The 15,346-nt window shown below is 47.0% G+C and carries 14 protein-coding genes; 8 read left to right on the plus strand and 6 right to left on the minus strand.

Annotated features, from left to right (window positions below; translation table 11 throughout):
* Positions 1–61 precede the first annotated feature (61 nt).
* The 3 genes from JFC06_RS08150 to arfB all read left to right on the plus strand — a co-directional run bounded on the left by JFC06_RS08150 (position 62) and on the right by arfB (position 2,401).
* Positions 62–826, plus strand: a complete 765-nt coding sequence (locus JFC06_RS08150) for an SDR family oxidoreductase (protein ID WP_265088190.1) — start codon at positions 62–64, stop codon at positions 824–826.
* Between the two features lie 227 nt (positions 827–1,053).
* Positions 1,054–1,914 (plus strand): HpcH/HpaI aldolase/citrate lyase family protein, encoded by an 861-nt coding sequence (locus JFC06_RS08155; protein ID WP_198334645.1) that lies wholly within the window; start codon positions 1,054–1,056, stop codon positions 1,912–1,914.
* A 73-nt stretch (positions 1,915–1,987) separates the two neighbouring features.
* On the plus strand, positions 1,988–2,401 hold the full coding sequence (gene arfB, locus JFC06_RS08160) for an alternative ribosome rescue aminoacyl-tRNA hydrolase ArfB (protein WP_198334646.1): 414 nt from the start codon (positions 1,988–1,990) through the stop codon (positions 2,399–2,401).
* Positions 2,402–2,420: 19 nt separating this feature from the next.
* On the opposite strand, the gene JFC06_RS08165 is transcribed toward arfB, so the two are convergent.
* Positions 2,421–3,620, minus strand: a complete 1,200-nt coding sequence (locus JFC06_RS08165) for a sugar transporter (RefSeq protein WP_198334647.1) — start codon at positions 3,618–3,620, stop codon at positions 2,421–2,423.
* A 569-nt stretch (positions 3,621–4,189) separates the two neighbouring features.
* On the opposite strand from JFC06_RS08165, the gene JFC06_RS08170 reads away from it, so the two are divergent.
* Complete coding sequence (locus JFC06_RS08170; protein WP_198334648.1) at positions 4,190–4,837, plus strand: hypothetical protein; 648 nt, start codon at positions 4,190–4,192, stop codon at positions 4,835–4,837.
* A 183-nt stretch (positions 4,838–5,020) separates the two neighbouring features.
* Here JFC06_RS08170 and JFC06_RS08175 read toward each other — a convergent pair whose 3' ends face one another.
* Positions 5,021–5,656: a TetR/AcrR family transcriptional regulator gene (locus tag JFC06_RS08175; RefSeq protein WP_193005482.1), complete on the minus strand. Its 636-nt coding sequence runs from the start codon at positions 5,654–5,656 to the stop codon at positions 5,021–5,023.
* Positions 5,657–5,943: 287 nt separating this feature from the next.
* Between JFC06_RS08175 and JFC06_RS08180 the strand changes: the two genes are divergently transcribed.
* From JFC06_RS08180 to JFC06_RS08195, 4 genes are all read left to right on the plus strand, one after another.
* The gene (locus JFC06_RS08180) at positions 5,944–7,095 is read left to right on the plus strand and encodes an acyl-CoA dehydrogenase family protein (protein WP_198334649.1); all 1,152 of its coding nucleotides are present in this window, start codon (positions 5,944–5,946) and stop codon (positions 7,093–7,095) included.
* A gap of 104 nt (positions 7,096–7,199) precedes the next feature.
* Positions 7,200–8,408: an acetyl-CoA C-acetyltransferase gene (locus tag JFC06_RS08185; protein WP_198334650.1), complete on the plus strand. Its 1,209-nt coding sequence runs from the start codon at positions 7,200–7,202 to the stop codon at positions 8,406–8,408.
* A gap of 96 nt (positions 8,409–8,504) precedes the next feature.
* The gene (locus tag JFC06_RS08190; RefSeq protein ID WP_198334651.1) at positions 8,505–10,706 is read left to right on the plus strand and encodes a 3-hydroxyacyl-CoA dehydrogenase NAD-binding domain-containing protein; all 2,202 of its coding nucleotides are present in this window, start codon (positions 8,505–8,507) and stop codon (positions 10,704–10,706) included.
* The gene (locus tag JFC06_RS08195) at positions 10,699–11,805 is read left to right on the plus strand and encodes a CaiB/BaiF CoA transferase family protein (protein WP_227670158.1); all 1,107 of its coding nucleotides are present in this window, start codon (positions 10,699–10,701) and stop codon (positions 11,803–11,805) included. The genes JFC06_RS08190 and JFC06_RS08195 overlap by 8 nt, the downstream gene beginning before the upstream one ends.
* Positions 11,806–11,869: 64 nt before the next feature.
* Here the strand turns inward: JFC06_RS08195 and JFC06_RS08200 are convergent, their stop codons facing one another.
* Genes JFC06_RS08200 through JFC06_RS08215 form a run of 4 tightly spaced genes read right to left on the minus strand, consistent with a single transcriptional unit; the run spans position 11,870 to position 15,320 of the window.
* A complete protein-coding gene (locus JFC06_RS08200) occupies positions 11,870–12,547 on the minus strand; it encodes a glycosyltransferase (protein WP_198334696.1) in 678 nt (225 codons plus the stop codon).
* Between the two features lie 43 nt (positions 12,548–12,590).
* Entirely contained in the window at positions 12,591–13,331 is a 741-nt protein-coding gene (locus JFC06_RS08205) for a class I SAM-dependent DNA methyltransferase (RefSeq protein ID WP_198334697.1), read from the minus strand.
* Positions 13,332–13,344: 13 nt separating this feature from the next.
* On the minus strand, positions 13,345–14,244 hold the full coding sequence (locus tag JFC06_RS08210) for a PIG-L deacetylase family protein (protein ID WP_198334652.1): 900 nt from the start codon (positions 14,242–14,244) through the stop codon (positions 13,345–13,347).
* Positions 14,232–15,320, minus strand: a complete 1,089-nt coding sequence (locus JFC06_RS08215) for an acyl-CoA/acyl-ACP dehydrogenase (protein ID WP_198334653.1) — start codon at positions 15,318–15,320, stop codon at positions 14,232–14,234. Before JFC06_RS08215 ends, JFC06_RS08210 begins: the two co-directional genes overlap by 13 nt.
* Between the last annotated feature and the right edge of the window lie 26 nt (positions 15,321–15,346).

Genomic DNA, 15,346 nt, shown 5'->3' on the forward strand with positions numbered 1-15,346 from the left:
GCTTAATATCAAAAGAATTTTTGATAGGGCTTTTATTCAAATATTTAAAATATAAGGAATAATGATGAAAGATTTATTTGATTTAACTGGTAAGATTGCCTTGGTGACGGGTGCCAGCCGCGGTATTGGCGAGTCTATTGCACGTCTGCTTGCCTCAAGAGGGGCTCACGTGATTGTCTCTAGCCGCAAAATCGACGCTTGCCAAGCGGTGGCTGATAGCATTATTGCTGATGGCCATAAAGCCAGTGCTTTTGCTTGTCATGTGGGAGATATGGAGCAGATTGATGCGATTTTTGAGCATATCAAAAGTGAATTTGGTCAGATTGATATTTTGGTCAATAACGCCGCCGCCAACCCTTATTACGGGCATATCTTAGACACCGATTTAGCGGCTTTTGATAAGACCGTTGAAGTTAACATTCGCGGCTACTTCTTTATGTCGACCGCTGCGGGCAAGATGATGCGCGAGCAGGGCGGCGGCGTCATTTTAAATACCGCATCCGTGAATGGTTTGGTCGCAGGTGACAAGCAAGGTATTTACTCAATCACTAAGGCGGCTGTCATTAGTATGACCAAAGCCTTTGCAAAAGAGTGTGGCCCGTTAAATATTCGTGTGAATGCGTTATTGCCAGGCTTGACCGATACAAAGTTTGCCTCTGCCTTGACCACCAATGATAAAGTCTTAAAAATGGCGCTGCATGCCATCCCTTTAGGGCGCGTGGCTGATCCCGATGAGATGGCTGGCACAGTATTATATCTAGTGTCTGACGCATCGAGCTATACTACAGGCGCGACCGTGGTGGTAGATGGCGGCATGCTCGCCTAGCTTCGTGTTGCTGATAGAAGCACAGAAACCGTTTTTAAAAAAAACCGCATAAGAGTCATTTCTGTGCGGTTTTTGGTTTAACGCCTGAATTGAATAAAAAACTTCTTTAGACTTCTACTATCGTATCGCGTTTGCGACCCTTCCTATACGCAAACCAGCTCGGTAATGGCATAATAAACACAAAGAACCAAACTGGCAGAGACGGACATAAAACAAGGGAGTCAACCATGGATTCAGTGAACGACAATATAGCAGCCGACATCTCTAAAAACAAAACGTGGTTATTTGTCCCAGCGACTCGGATCGATCGAGTGGCAAAAGCGTTTGCCAGTGATGCAGATGCAGTGATTATTGATTTGGAGGATGCCGTCGCCCAAGAGGATAAGGCACAAGCTCGAGAGGCGTTGAAAAAATACTATGATGATCAAAATGACACGCAAAATCATCAGCCGATTTGGCTACGGATTAATCAAGCAGGCAGTCAAGCATTTTTTGAAGACGTAGCGCTATGCCAGCAAATGCCTAAAATAGCGGGTGTGCTACTGGCCAAAGCGGAAAAAGCAGCAGATATTGAATACGTGCATCAGCACACTGGTCTACCTGTCATCGCACTAATAGAAAGTGCCGCTGGTTTATATCACATAGATAACATGGCAAAAACGACTGGATTGATCGCGTTCAGTTATGGGTTTTTAGACTTGTGCAATGATCTGCGCGTGCAAGCAGGCACGCCCTCAGCGGATATCATTGCCAATCAGATCCGCTATCAATTAATTTTAATATCGAAAATACATCAGTTAGCGCCGCCCATCGACACCATTTATCCTGATTTCAACGACGGGGCAGGATTGCGCGCTCGCGTACAGTTGTGGTCGCAAATGGGTATGTTAGGGATGCTGTGTATTCATCCCAAGCAAGTAGCCACTGTCCCACAAGCCCTACAACCGACAGATAGTGAGCTTGAGTTTGCGCAGCGTGTGGTTGCAGAGTATGAACAAAGCGGGCAGGCGGTGTTTAAAATAGAGGGCGAGATGGTCGATGCGCCCGTGATTGAGCGCTGCCGTCAATTATTGGTGAAGTCGCAGTGATTGGCAAAGTGGCGAGCGGTGAAATAATGCTTTATCATAAACCATACATACTAAGACTCTATCAAAAAACCCTATGATTTTTATCAGCAATAATATTAGCCTCAGTGACAATGAAGTGGAGATCAGTGCCATACGCGCGCAGGGAGCAGGCGGGCAAAATGTCAATAAAGTCTCCTCTGCGATTCATCTGCGGTTTGATATCCATGCCTCAAGTTTGAGTGATATTCATAAGCAGCGCCTGCTGGATAGTAAAGATAGCCGAATCACCAAAGAAGGTGTGCTCATCATTAAAGCCCAGCAGTTTCGCACGCAAGAAAGAAACAAAATCGATGCGTTTGAACGTCTGCGCAGCTTCATCATAAAAGCCACGTATGTCAATAAGACCCGCAAGCCTACCAAACCGAGTAGAAACGCCAAGCGTAAACGTGTTGATCAAAAAACCCAGCGCGGCAAGACCAAAGCCTTACGCGGTAAAGTGGACTATTAAAACCAGCGCTCCTTACTGCTTAGCCGAGTCTGCTGCCCAGCTCAGGGAAGCGCTTTATCATAAATAACATCAGTAGCAGCGCGGCACTCGCGATAGCAGCCCCAACGTAGCCCACACTGGATAAAGAGATATGCGTCACTGCATAACCGCCGAACAACGCGCCTGTCCCAATTCCTAAATTAATAATGCCTGAGAACATTGACATCAGCATGTCTTGCGCACTCACATCCACCATGATGACTTTGGCTTGCATAGAGATAATCAGTAGCATGAGCGCGGCCCCCCAAAGTAAGGCAATCAAGCTAAGTGCCCATATCGAGGTCACAGCAAAGAGTAGCGCGAGCATAGAGACCAGCATCAGTATCGTCGATATCAGCATCAGCCTAGTGTTAAAACTGTCACCCCAGCGGCTAAATATCACACTACCCAAAATACCTGCGGCACCAAAAAGTAGCAATACAAAAGTCGCTAGGTTTTCACTGATTGAGCCAACCTGCCGCATGAAAGGCTCGATATAAGAGTAAGCAGTGTAGTGTGCGGTAAAGACGAGCAAAATCAGTAAATACAAACAGACCAACAATGGATTTTTGAGCAATTCTGGGATCTTTCGAAAAGAGCCTTCAAACATACTAGGCAGGGTTGGCAAGAGCTTCGCTTGGAGGATAAAGACAATGAGGGCAATGACGCCAATACCGCCAAAGGTCGCGCGCCAGCCAAACCATTGACCAATCAATCGTCCTAAGGGCACACCTAGTACCATCGCAAGCGACGTACCCGTCGCCAGCACACTAAGCGCCAACGCTTTTTTACCTTTAGGTGCCACACGTATGGCAATCGCCGCCGTGATTGACCAAAATATCGCATGGGACAGTGCAATCCCAACGCGACTGATAAGCAGCACATCAAAACTCCATGCAAACACTGACAGGACATGGCTTGCAATAAAGACGGCAAAAAGACCTAAGAGCAAACGCTTGCGCTCAAAGCGACTGGTCAGCAGCATCAGCGGCAATGACATCGCAGCGACAATCCAAGCATAAAGCGTCAGCATCCAACCTGTCTCTGCCGTGGTGATAGAAAAATCTTGAGCAATGTCACTTAATAAGGCCACAGGGACAAATTCGGTCGTGTTCATAATGAATGCGCTCACACCCATCAAAAAAACTTGAAAATACTGAGTTCGGCGAGCGTCTGAGCTCACCTCAAGGTTGTGTTTCATAAAATCCAGTACAAAGAAGAGGCTAATACAGCAAAATTAGCTGAAAAGTGGGATAAGACATATAAGGGGGTCAAGAAAGGAGGGAAAGATACCAATTCAAAGGGATAAGTTAAAGTAGTTTTTTGCTAATGAGCATCGGTTTTCAAGCAAGAAGTAACACAATATAAAAGGAGTGTTGGGGTGTCATGGATAATCCCTGTTCACCTATTGGAGATCAAGAAGGCTGTTTTATAACCAGACGCTTGATAGGGTCTGGTATTGTTAACACGCTTTAAAAGTAAGATTAATAATAGTATTGGTTAACAGTAACAACACGAGTAACAGTATTTATTTTCTATCATCTGGTATGCTATCATCAGTGAATCACCTATCGTGGGTTTAACAGTTTTGTACCGCTAGCCGTTATGGCAATCTAATGGCGACGGACAAACCTTGCAACTTCCAGCACGATATAAAATAACTCTGGTAAAGCGCATGAGCCTGTACTCCGACATCCTCATTTGTGCCTGATTTTATTTGCCTGTTTGGGCTTATTTCATACTTTTTTGTCGGAGTTACAGGAGTCTAAGGTGTTCAATACCAAGAGCCACACGGCCAACCAATCCAAATATACCCGTCGTTATCGTCCGTGTCATCCTCTGGCGCAATATGCAGTCAATCAAATAGAGGCACTTAAGCTGTGTTCGCAAGACATTGTCAAAGCCATGGGTTATCCTCTAAAGCATACCATACCCGCCTGTGATCGCCTGCGGCACGTATTGTCGAACAAGCATCTTGGACTGGATGGCAGCTACATAGACAAATACTTTACAGCCGATGATTTTTTAGCGAAGCTGTTTGTGGTGCTAGAAATACCTTATGCCCCATTTGCAGAAGACATCGAGCAGATCAAATACAAATTAGCCCATGCCCCCAATCCTTTGCCCCAATATAACTTACGAGCGGATGTGGATTTTCACTTTACTAGCGGGGCAAACTGGATGTCTCGCGCCGCCGCATCACGTTTCGCTCAGGTCCATCTACCTCGTGGTTTTGCCAAACTGGATGAGGCAGAGCGGGAGTCGATAGTACAAGAAGGTATTTGTGAGCACTATCAGCAGTATGAAGGGCATTTGCCGTATGACGGGAGAATCAAAGGCTATCGACTGACTACTGAACAAAATAATACAGTGGTGGATAGAGTGACGTACGGCCTACCAAAATCTAGTGGTGTGTAAGTGCTGTGATTATATAAAAGGCCTATTAACTTGAGTGAAGAGATTTTTGTAGATAAGCCATAAAGAGGGTTAGCATAAATACAGACGTTTTAAGCAACATAAAGCTTCACTTTATAGTGAGGCTTTTTTTATTGTCAAAGCCAACGTTTTAAGCGATATATTCTATATCTATGCTTTGATTGGTCATTCAGGTTTAGAGATTGCCCGCCATAAAATCACAAACAGCGCATCGAACTCCGCAATAATGGGCGTCTCTGTCTGACGAATGATATGCATCAGTCCAAGGCGGTTGATAAACCCCATAAACACGTCAAAAAGTGTATAAAGTGGCACGGTGTCATTTAACACACCACGAGTTTGGCCATCTTCTAATACCGTCAAAAACGCGTCAATCAGCTCTTTGTTCTCATAAATAGCGATATTACGAAAGTGTAGCTCTGACACCGAATACAACACCATCACCGCGTCGGGATGGGAGTCGACAAAGTCAAAGCATACCCATAACGTCTTACGCAGCCGCTCCTCTACGCTATCAATACCTTGCAGATGGTCTATCATTCGTGACGCTAGTCGCCCCAATACTCTGTCCATAATGGTATAAAACAGGGTTTGTTTGTCGCCAAAGTACTTGTAAAGGGTTTGCAATGAGACATTAGCGGTCTTTGCAATCTGCGCCATGGTGACTTCATTAGCATCAAAACCTGCAAATAGCTTACGTACTGCTTTTTCAATGTTGTCCAGCGTGGCAGGGCGCATAGCGGATAAAGGGGATAGGTGCCGGGCCTCAGTGACGCGATCAACCTGACTGGTCGTTTTCATACCTTATGCTTCCTGTGTGCTGGTGTGTTTTAGACATTTTCTACTCAAGCCCTAAGCCGCTCAACCAACTTACTACACATACAAAATGAGTAATGAGTATTACCATTGTTGTTTAAGTGGTTGCGCGAGTACGGATACTATCCTAGTATAAGTACTTAGTGTGAGCAATCAACAAGGGTTCATTATCTATTTTTAACGGTAATATATATTACCATGAATAGAGCGATTTTCCTTTAGATAAGTTTGGCTTACCCACTACCCATTCACCCTCGTCAAGGAGAGACAACATGAGTATAGAAAAATTCACCCCAAACTGGATGACCGAAGAGCACCAAATGGTTTATGACAGTGCGCTAAAAATGTTTAAAAGTTGGGAGTCAAAGGATGAGCAGTGGCGCAAAAACGGCATGATTGATCGCACGGCTTGGGAAGAGGCAGGGGCGATGGGGTTTTTGTGCGCATCAATACCAGAAGCGTATGGCGGCGGCGGCGGTGACTTTGGTCATGAAGCGGCGCTTCTTTATGCTCAAGCAGAGGCCAATCAATCAGGTTTTGGTGGGACGGTGCATTCAGGTATTGTTGCCCCTTATATCTTGGCTCATGGTACAGAAGAGCAGAAAAAAGAATGGCTACCTAAGATGGCAACAGGCGAGTATGTGGCCGCGATTGCTATGACTGAACCTGGGACTGGCTCAGACCTACAAAATATCAAGACTTACGCCGTAAAAGATGGCGAGGACTATATTATCAATGGTTCAAAAACCTTTATCACCAATGGTCAGCATGCCAATCTGATTTTGCTGGCTTGCAAGACGGATCGTGATAAAGGCGCTCAAGGTGTCTCACTTATTGTGGTAGAAACCGATAAAGTGACTGGTTTTGAGCGTGGTCGTAATCTCGAGAAGATCGGTATGACCTCACAAGACACCTCGGAGTTGTTCTTCAGTAATGTACGTGTGCCTCAAAAGAACCTTTTGGGTACAGTAGAAGGTATGGGTTTCATTCAGATGATGCAAGAGCTGCCCCGTGAGCGTTTGATCATTGCCATATCAGGGATTGGTGCAATGAAGCTTGCGATCAATTTAACACTAGATTACGTTAAAGGCCGAGAAGCCTTTGGCAAGCCAGTTTGGTCATTCCAAAATACGCGCTTTAAGATGGCAGAGTGTTACGCCGATTATCTTGCTGCTAGCAGTATGTGTGATGCCGCCATCGATGCTATGTTAGAAGGTAAATTAACCGTTCCTCATGCCTCACTGGTTAAGTACTGGGTGACGCAAAAACAATGTGACGTGATTGATGAGTGCGTCCAGCTCTTTGGGGGCTATGGCTACATGACAGAGTATCCAATCGCTCGCTTGTATGCCGATGCTCGAGTACAAAAAATCTACGGTGGCACCAATGAGATTATGAAAGAGCTGGCGTCACGCTTTATGTAAGTGTTTGCCGCCGTTTTTTGGATAAAGTTAGTACGTTTTATGGTTCGTTGAAAATAAAATTGCGCTAGTTATTGTTGATTGATAAAAGAAAAAAGGGATTTTTTATGACTGAGACCGCTTACATTTATGAGGCTATCCGTACCCCGCGTGGCAAAGGAAAAAAGGATGGTTCTTTGTATCAGGCATCACCGACTTGGTTGACGCGTACCTTATTAAAAGAGATGCAGCAGCGTCACCACTTGGACACCAGTTTGGTTGATGATGTGGTGCTTGGGTGTGTGACACCAGTTGGTGAGCAGGGTTCTGATATTGCACGCATCGCGGTTATCGACGCTGGCTGGGCGCAAAGTGTCGCGGGTCTCACTTTGTCTCGGTTTTGTGCATCAGGCCTTGAGTCTATCAATTTGGCTGCCGCCAAGGTCATGTCAGGCATGGAGGACATGGTGGTGGCAGGTGGGGTTGAGTCCATGAGCCGCGTACCGATGGGTTCTGATGGTGGCGCTTGGTATATGGACCCTCGGGTCAATGAAGCGACGCATTTTGTGCCGCAAGGGGTTGGCGCAGATACCATAGCGACGCTCAAAGGCTTTAGCCGTACTGACGTTGATGCCTTTGCCACCGAGTCGCATCGCCGTGCTGCTAATGCGTGGGAGAAAGGCTACTACGATAAGTCCGTCGTTCCTGTGACGGATATCAATGGCATGATGCTGTTGGACAAAGATGAAACCATCCGTCCTAACACCAATGTTGAGACGTTAGCGGGACTTAAACCCTCTTTTATTGTGCCAGGAAAAATGGGCTTTGACAGTGTTATCTTGGACAGATATACCACGATTGAGAACGTTGACCACGTGCATCATGCTGGCAATTCTTCGGGTATCGTTGATGGGGCCGCTCTGTGTTTGGTCGGTAGTGCCGCTGCCGGTCAAAAAGCAGGCCTTAAACCACGCGCTAAGATCACGATGGCATCAGTGATTGGCTCAGAGCCTGCCATTATGCTGACAGGCCCGACGCCCGCTTGCCAAAAAGCCCTCAAAAAAGCGGGTATGCAAGCTTCAGATATTGACTTATGGGAGATCAATGAGGCGTTCGCTGCGATACCACTGAATACCGCTGATGATTTTGGACTCTCGCTCGATATCGTCAATGTCAATGGCGGCGCGATCGCCATGGGTCATCCGCTTGGGGCAACAGGTGCCATGCTTATGACGACTGTCCTTGATGAGTTAGAACGCCGTGACCTAAAAACGGCGATGATTACTCTATGTGTGGGCGGCGGTATGGGTATTGCGACGATCATTGAGCGTGTCTAGATCATTGAGCGCGAACAGGTTGATATGCTTTTATTAGCTTGATTTGGTTCAGATTGGAAGAGCATTGTAATTAAGGGACTATTCAAAGGACGAAACATGACTATAAACAATAGTGTAAAAGATGGGGCGAAAGACAGTGTGGATTTAATTAATAAGCTGGAAGGTTTTTCTGCCCAACGTGATGACGATGGCATCGTGACTGTCATCATTGATCAAAGTACGCGCAAAATGAATGTCATCGGTGAGGGTTTTACCGAGGCGTTTGCGGCGATGACAGACAGCTTTATTAACGATGAGTCTGTGACAGGCTTAATCTTGACGTCAGGTAAAGAGACGTTTGTGGTCGGTGCAGATATCGACCAACTGTCTACCATCAAAACCGCTGAGCAAGCGTTTGAGTTGGCTGAAGATCTGAAAGGTAGTCTGCGTAAACTTGAGACATCAGGAAAACCAGTCGTTGCAGCGTTGACAGGGACAGCACTTGGCGGTGGTTTAGAGCTTGCCCTAGCGTGTCATTATCGTATTGCAATCGATGCACCTAAAATGAAACTGGGACTGCCTGAAGTCAAATTGGGCTTGCTGCCAGGCGGCGGCGGTACTCAGCGTTTACCTCGCCTAGTCGGTATTCAAGTGGCGCTTGAGCTGATGACGCAAGGCAAAGAGCTGCGCCCAGCCACTGCTAAAGACATGGGTCTGATTGATACCATCGCCACTGACAAAGTAGATATGCTAAAGCAGGCCAAAGAATGGATTAAGGCCAATCCAAATGCCCAGCAGCCATGGGACAAAAAAGGCTTTAAAATCCCTGGTGGCGATAGCAAGCATCCTCAGGTAGTGCCAGTATTTTCAGTGGCGCCAGCCATGGCCAATCAAAAATCGCACGGTAATTATCCAGCGATTACGCACATCATGTCTTGCGTGTTTGAAGGGTGCCTCGTGGATATCGACACCGGTCTTGAGATTGAATCGCGTTACTTTGCAGCTTGTGTGCTCTCTGTTGAATCTAAAAACATGATCAGCACGCTATGGACTCAGCTTAACAATATTAAAAAAGGTCAGTCGCGTCCTCAAGGGTTTGAGCGCACGCAAACCAAAAAAGTCGGTATTTTGGGCGCTGGTATGATGGGGGCGGGCATTGCTTATGTCACTGCCAAAGCGGGCATTGATGTTGTGCTACTAGATACCGAGATAGCAGGGGCGGAAAAAGGCAAAGCGTACTCTGCTAAGATTCTTGATAAAGCCACCAGCCGTCAGCGCGCCACTAGAGAGCAAAAACAAGCGCTATTAGATCGTATTAAGCCAACTTTTTCCTATGACGATTTGGCAGACTGTGACCTTATCATCGAAGCGGTATTTGAAAATCGAGACATCAAAGCCAAGTGTACGCAGCAAAGCGAAGCCGTCATTGCTAAAACAGCGGTTTTTGCCTCCAATACTTCCACACTGCCGATCACTGGACTGGCAAAAGCCAGTACGCGCCCGAACCAGTTCATTGGTCTGCATTTCTTTTCACCCGTTGATAAGATGCCTTTGGTTGAGATTATCATGGGCGAGCAAACCGATGATGCGACTTTAGCCAAAGCCTTTGATTATGTGCTGCAAATTGGCAAGACGCCTATCGTGGTAAATGACAGTCGTGGGTTTTATACCTCGCGTGTGTTTGGCACGTATGTCTCAGAAGGTATCGCCATGTTAGGCGAGGGCGTTCATCCACGCAGTATCGAAGTGGCTGGCACGAAAGCAGGGATGCCGATGCCGCCACTGGCGTTACAAGATGAGGTGTCATTGAGTCTTGCGCTACACGTTAGTGAACAGCAGCAATTGGATATGGCCGCAGAAGGAAAGTCAATTCCTGTACGCCCATCGTATGAGATTCTCAAAACACTGGTAAAAGAGTACAACCGCGCAGGCAAAAAGAGCGGCAAAGGCTTTTATGAGTACTCAGACAATGGCGATAAACACTTATGGCCTGAATTGACGAAACTATACCCACCAAAAACCGAGCAACCACCGCAGCAGGATTTGGTCGATCGGTTGATGTTCATCCAAGCCAATGAATCCGCTAAGTGTTATGAAGAAAACGTCGTACGCTCTGTCGCTGATGCCAATATTGGTTCTATTTTTGGTTGGGGCTTTGCGCCACATCAGGGTGGTACGCTACAGTTTATCAATGCCATGGGAATAGACGCGTTTATTGCGCGTAGTCGTGAGCTTGCTGCGACATACGGGGAGCGTTTCGAGCCTGCTCAGATTTTGTTAGCAATGGCAGACAAAGGCGAGGTGTTCTCAGATGGCTAACAGAGAGTTACCAAACCACGGACAGATGCATGAACAAATGACTGACTGTCTGCGAGGGTTACGAGTGGTTGATTTGACTCGTAACCTACCCGGACCTTTTGCCACGCGCCTGCTGGCTGATTTGGGGGCAGATATCATCAAAATCGAACCCACAAATGGTGACTCCGCCAGAGCTTTTGGTGACTTGTTTACCGCCTTAAATCATGGCAAGACCACCGAAAAACATGATTTTCGTGATGCTAAAGGTATTGAGGCCATTAAAGCCCATCTTAAAGATGCGGATGTCATGTTAGATAGCTTTCGCCCTGGTGTCCTAAAAGGCATGGGCCTAGACGCCCAAACGCTGCACGCCATCAACCCAAAGCTGGTGATCGCCTCAATCACAGGGTATGGTGTCACAGACAGCACGATGGAAGCTGAGGGCCGCGTCAATCATGACTGGGCCAATAAAGCAGGCCATGATATTAACTTTATGGCCATGAGCGGTGTCCTTGATCAATTAAAGACCGCCCAAGGTGAGCAGGCCATGCCGAATGTCCAGTTTGCTGATTTAGCGGGCGGTAGTGATACGGCAGTGATTGCTATACTTGCTGCTGTATTCGCCGCCCAGCGTACCAAAAAAGGTCGTCATATTGCGATCAGTATGACCCATAGCTTATATCAGCACATGGTCATGCCAAAGGCAACCGGCGCACTGGTTGAGAGTCTCACAGGTAAGCGTCCCACGCCGCAGCATGACTTTTTGGGAGGGGCACTGCCTTGCTACCGTTTATACCAAACTGCCGACCATCGTTATATGGCGGTTGGCTCATTGGAGCTAAAGTTCTGGCAAGGACTGTGCGATGTGCTGGAGTTGCCAGCGCTTAAAGACGTACACTGGCAACGGGGTGTTATGCCGCACATGATTGAGAGCCAGTCGGCAACCAAAACAATCGCAGAAAAATTTGCCAGTCAAACGCTGGCCTATTGGCAACAAGTCTTTGCCTCGGTTGATGTCTGCGTGACCCCTGTGCTGAGCTTACATGAAGCCAAAGCGCATCCCTTGTTTGCCCATCAAGATGAGCATGACGCCACATCCGGATGGCAGCAGATTGTATAAAGAAATGGCTGAGCATCATTACTGATGCAGCACGGGATACCTTTTAACTCAACCCTTGATGAGGTCATTCAGATAAATGGCTTTTTTCTAAATTCGCCAAAAATGCGGCAAAACCCTCTGCCGCCCGAGCTTCTAAACGGCTGCTGGTAATCACACGGACCTGATTGCTCCAAGTGATGGCATAGCCTTGGGCCTCAAATTTTTTGACCAAATCCACATCTTCATGACAAGGCAATGGGGCAAAGCCACCCACCGTAAGATATGCTTCACTGCTAAACATTAAATTTGCGCCGTGAATGTGGCGATGTCCCATACTGTCTTGGTAGTGATTGATATAATCTTGTCGCGTTTGCGGTGCTAAATGCGCCCAGCTATCCACGCTCACCACACCGCAAATCATATCCGTAGGCTGCTGCGTCATATGGACGATTTGCTGTATCAGCCAGTCTACCGTTACGATTGAATCTGCGTCTGTGCAGGCAATCCACGTTGCACCTTTTTTGATGGCATGGCGAATACCCATATCTCGCACCCGTCCCACACAGTGATAATGACAGCATAGGTAATCCACACCTGCGGCTTTGACTAATGCAAGCGTCTCATCGGTGCAACTATCCAGCACCACAAGTGGGTACGCCGTAATGGTCGGCGGCAGCTGCGTCATGGCTGTCTGAACCGACGTGAGGCAATTGGTCATTGTCATCGCTTCATTATGAGCGGGAATCACAATACCGATTTTTATCTCATCCATGTACCACCCATTGTGTTGCTAGCTGTCGTACGCCTCATATTAAGTTTTCTTGCATAGCGACTGAATTTGACGTGTTTTGCCAAACGTCTAGTAAAAAATCGGTATCGATAATCTCACTTTGATGACTAAAAGCCCCTTGCTGAGCGCTCTTATTGTTTATCCCACGCTTTGCTAAATTAAACGCTTGGTGTAAGCGTTGGTGCACCGTGTCGCCTGTCATCACAAAGCCATCAATGGGGTAGCGCCAATGACAGCACAGTAATGTGCCGCCTATGGCAAGGTTTTGACCGATCCAAGTGGTCACCGCATCAATCTCGTTTGGGGATAAATAATATAAAATTTCGCTAATGACAACCAAATCAAAGGGTGGTTGACTGACAAGAGGATGGTCTGATGAAGGCTCAGATCCTAAAAACGCCTCTTTTAAAGTGAATAGAGCGTTAGGAATCGTCCCTTGAATCACCCTAACATGAGAGGACGCTGACAAGCGTTGACTGGCAAGTTGTACCGCATGATGATTACCATCTATACAGACCAATGCCTGACAGCGGTGGGCAAGTAATTCGCTAAAAACGCCATTGCCGCAGCCCAATTCAATGCCATTGCCATATTTTGCTTGGGGCAGGACCGCCAGACACATATCACGTTTGCGTTTTTCATACCAGCGGGTCTGATATTGCCATGGGTCGGTACTGTCGTTATATAACGCATCAAAATACGTTGCTGAATAGCTGTCAGACTGGTTGTTAATGTCAGTATCAGTAGTAAGCGTCATTGGCGTTGTCGATTCAGACATGTGGTTCATACAAATAAACCTCCCAGAGCTGGCTAATTCTAGCGATGGCTTGCGCCGATAAAATGGGCGGGTTACCCGTACTTTCATCAACGGTGATTTGGCTTTTAAAACAGGCAATGGCTTGCGTTTTACGCTGTAATTGCTCAGGGGTTAAATCAAGCCTGAGGGCACAGTGCCAAGGAATGCGGCTGTCATCAGGTTTTGCCCAATGCCATGCCCAAATGAGTGCTTGATAACAGGCCAGATTGTGCTGCTTGGCAAAAGCAGATACCACCTGACCTGTGGCTTCGTGATCAGGATGGCCATCGTGAGCAAAGGGTGTCACTAAAATATCGTCAGGCTGAATAATAGCGGCTAATTTTTCGTTAAACGGGGCTTGTTGAGCAAATACATCACCATCCGTTAGACCTAGAGTCATAGTCGTGACCTGTTGAGCGATGCCCAATGCTTTTAATGCCGCAAGGCTTTCTTGTGGACGGATGACATTAAGTTTTTGTGGCGGATAAATCTGCGAGTCTGGATGGCTTTGTGTGCCATTGGTCACATGAATCAAGATGATAGGATTGCCATTAGCCACCAGTTGTTGCAGCATACCGCCGCAGCCCAAGGTTTCATCATCGGGATGCGGGGCAAAGACACACACACGCTGATGCGGCAAAAAGTTTTGTGCAATATTCAATCGAGGTAAGTCTTGCAGTCCTTGCCAATTTTGCCAAGCGTCTTGACTGGTGCCATCGCCCTCAATCACACGGTCACCGACAATCGGATGATTGTGTTCAGAGGTGGCCGTATAATCGGTTACGGTATCGGTACTGACCGCTGCATCATTAACGCTAAATGTTAGGTCAGACCATGCAGGATGTTCTGACATATTGGTGGTTACAGTTGCCATATGTTTTCCTGTCCATCCGTTAAGTCATCGAGTGTTTCGCTGGCTAAAGTACTTGATAGTTCGCCAATTTTTTGTAAATCAAACGCGCCGTGACTTTGGCGAATAAATACAGGCAAATCCGCTGATAGCCTTGCGAAATGGGCATTATCACAAAAGGGTGCTGCGCCCAATGCCAGTCCGACGGTTTCGATGACTTCACGCGCCAACTGCTCGACGTTTACTCTTAATTGGCGAATGGCAAGTTCATGCCTGTGTTCTGGTTGGCTGTCTATCAAGTGAGCCACATGGCGAAAATACTGCTGAGTGATGGCCAGTGCTGTGCCAATCTGTCCCAGATACATGGCTTTAAAATCGTGCGGTTTATGCTGATACCCTTTTATCAAGTAGGCTGCTATGGCCGTCGTTGCGCCATACCAGCAAGCAGCTACCCCTGCCGCGCCATGCCAAAAGCCCACGCGTTCTAAATACGCGTTTGCCGTGCCAACATGACTGGCTGCTGCTTGATTGAACTGTATGGTAGCTGTATCAGTGGCTTGCATGCCGACCGCTTGCCATGCTCCGTTGTCGATCTTGATCTCGTCTTGCTGCATATCCACAACAAGTAATTGCGATTGTCCATTCTCATCTCGATAAGTCATGAGACCATGATCCACGATATTGGCGCCTGAACACCATGACTTTGAGCCGCTGATTTTGCCTTGTTGATAACGTATGGGATCAGGATGACCTTCTGCCGCCCAAATAGCCCATAGCCCTTGTGCCCGCTCGCTATAGCCGACTTCATGTAAAATACTTAGGGCGTCTAAGTGTGACTCAAACCATTTAGCAATCGTTAAATCAATGCCTGCCACATATGCCAAAACTTGCCAACGCGTTAAGGTGTGTAGGTTTTTCCTGCCACCACTGGCAGGGTGGGGGATTTTGTCGCTATAAGTGACTAAACGCTTTAAGATGTCGTGCCGCAGTTTATCGGTGATAACCAACGTGTCAATCGTCTGACGATCAGCGGAGATAATGTCGTCTATAGCGATCTTAATATTTTGTAATAAAGGATTTTTTGCCTCTAACGTTACCATGGAGATTTCCTAATAATTATTGTGGG

It is taken from the genome of Psychrobacter namhaensis (assembly GCF_016107545.1).
Classification (GTDB): domain Bacteria; phylum Pseudomonadota; class Gammaproteobacteria; order Pseudomonadales; family Moraxellaceae; genus Psychrobacter; species Psychrobacter namhaensis.

Excerpts from the sequence above, each read along its gene's own strand:
- JFC06_RS08215 (WP_198334653.1), bottom strand. The coding sequence starts at position 15,320 with ATGGTAACGTTAGAGGCAAAAAATCCTTTATTACAAAATATTAAGATC.
- JFC06_RS08180 (WP_198334649.1), top strand. The coding sequence starts at position 5,944 with ATGAGTATAGAAAAATTCACCCCAAACTGGATGACCGAAGAGCACCAA.
- arfB (WP_198334646.1), top strand. The coding sequence starts at position 1,988 with ATGATTTTTATCAGCAATAATATTAGCCTCAGTGACAATGAAGTGGAG.
- JFC06_RS08185 (WP_198334650.1), top strand. The coding sequence starts at position 7,200 with ATGACTGAGACCGCTTACATTTATGAGGCTATCCGTACCCCGCGTGGC.
- JFC06_RS08175 (WP_193005482.1), bottom strand. The coding sequence starts at position 5,656 with ATGAAAACGACCAGTCAGGTTGATCGCGTCACTGAGGCCCGGCACCTA.
- JFC06_RS08155 (WP_198334645.1), top strand. The coding sequence starts at position 1,054 with ATGGATTCAGTGAACGACAATATAGCAGCCGACATCTCTAAAAACAAA.
- JFC06_RS08205 (WP_198334697.1), bottom strand. The coding sequence starts at position 13,331 with ATGACGCTTACTACTGATACTGACATTAACAACCAGTCTGACAGCTAT.
- JFC06_RS08195 (WP_227670158.1), top strand. The coding sequence starts at position 10,699 with ATGGCTAACAGAGAGTTACCAAACCACGGACAGATGCATGAACAAATG.
- JFC06_RS08210 (WP_198334652.1), bottom strand. The coding sequence starts at position 14,244 with ATGGCAACTGTAACCACCAATATGTCAGAACATCCTGCATGGTCTGAC.
- JFC06_RS08150 (WP_265088190.1), top strand. The coding sequence starts at position 62 with ATGATGAAAGATTTATTTGATTTAACTGGTAAGATTGCCTTGGTGACG.
- JFC06_RS08165 (WP_198334647.1), bottom strand. The coding sequence starts at position 3,620 with ATGAAACACAACCTTGAGGTGAGCTCAGACGCTCGCCGAACTCAGTAT.
- JFC06_RS08190 (WP_198334651.1), top strand. The coding sequence starts at position 8,505 with ATGACTATAAACAATAGTGTAAAAGATGGGGCGAAAGACAGTGTGGAT.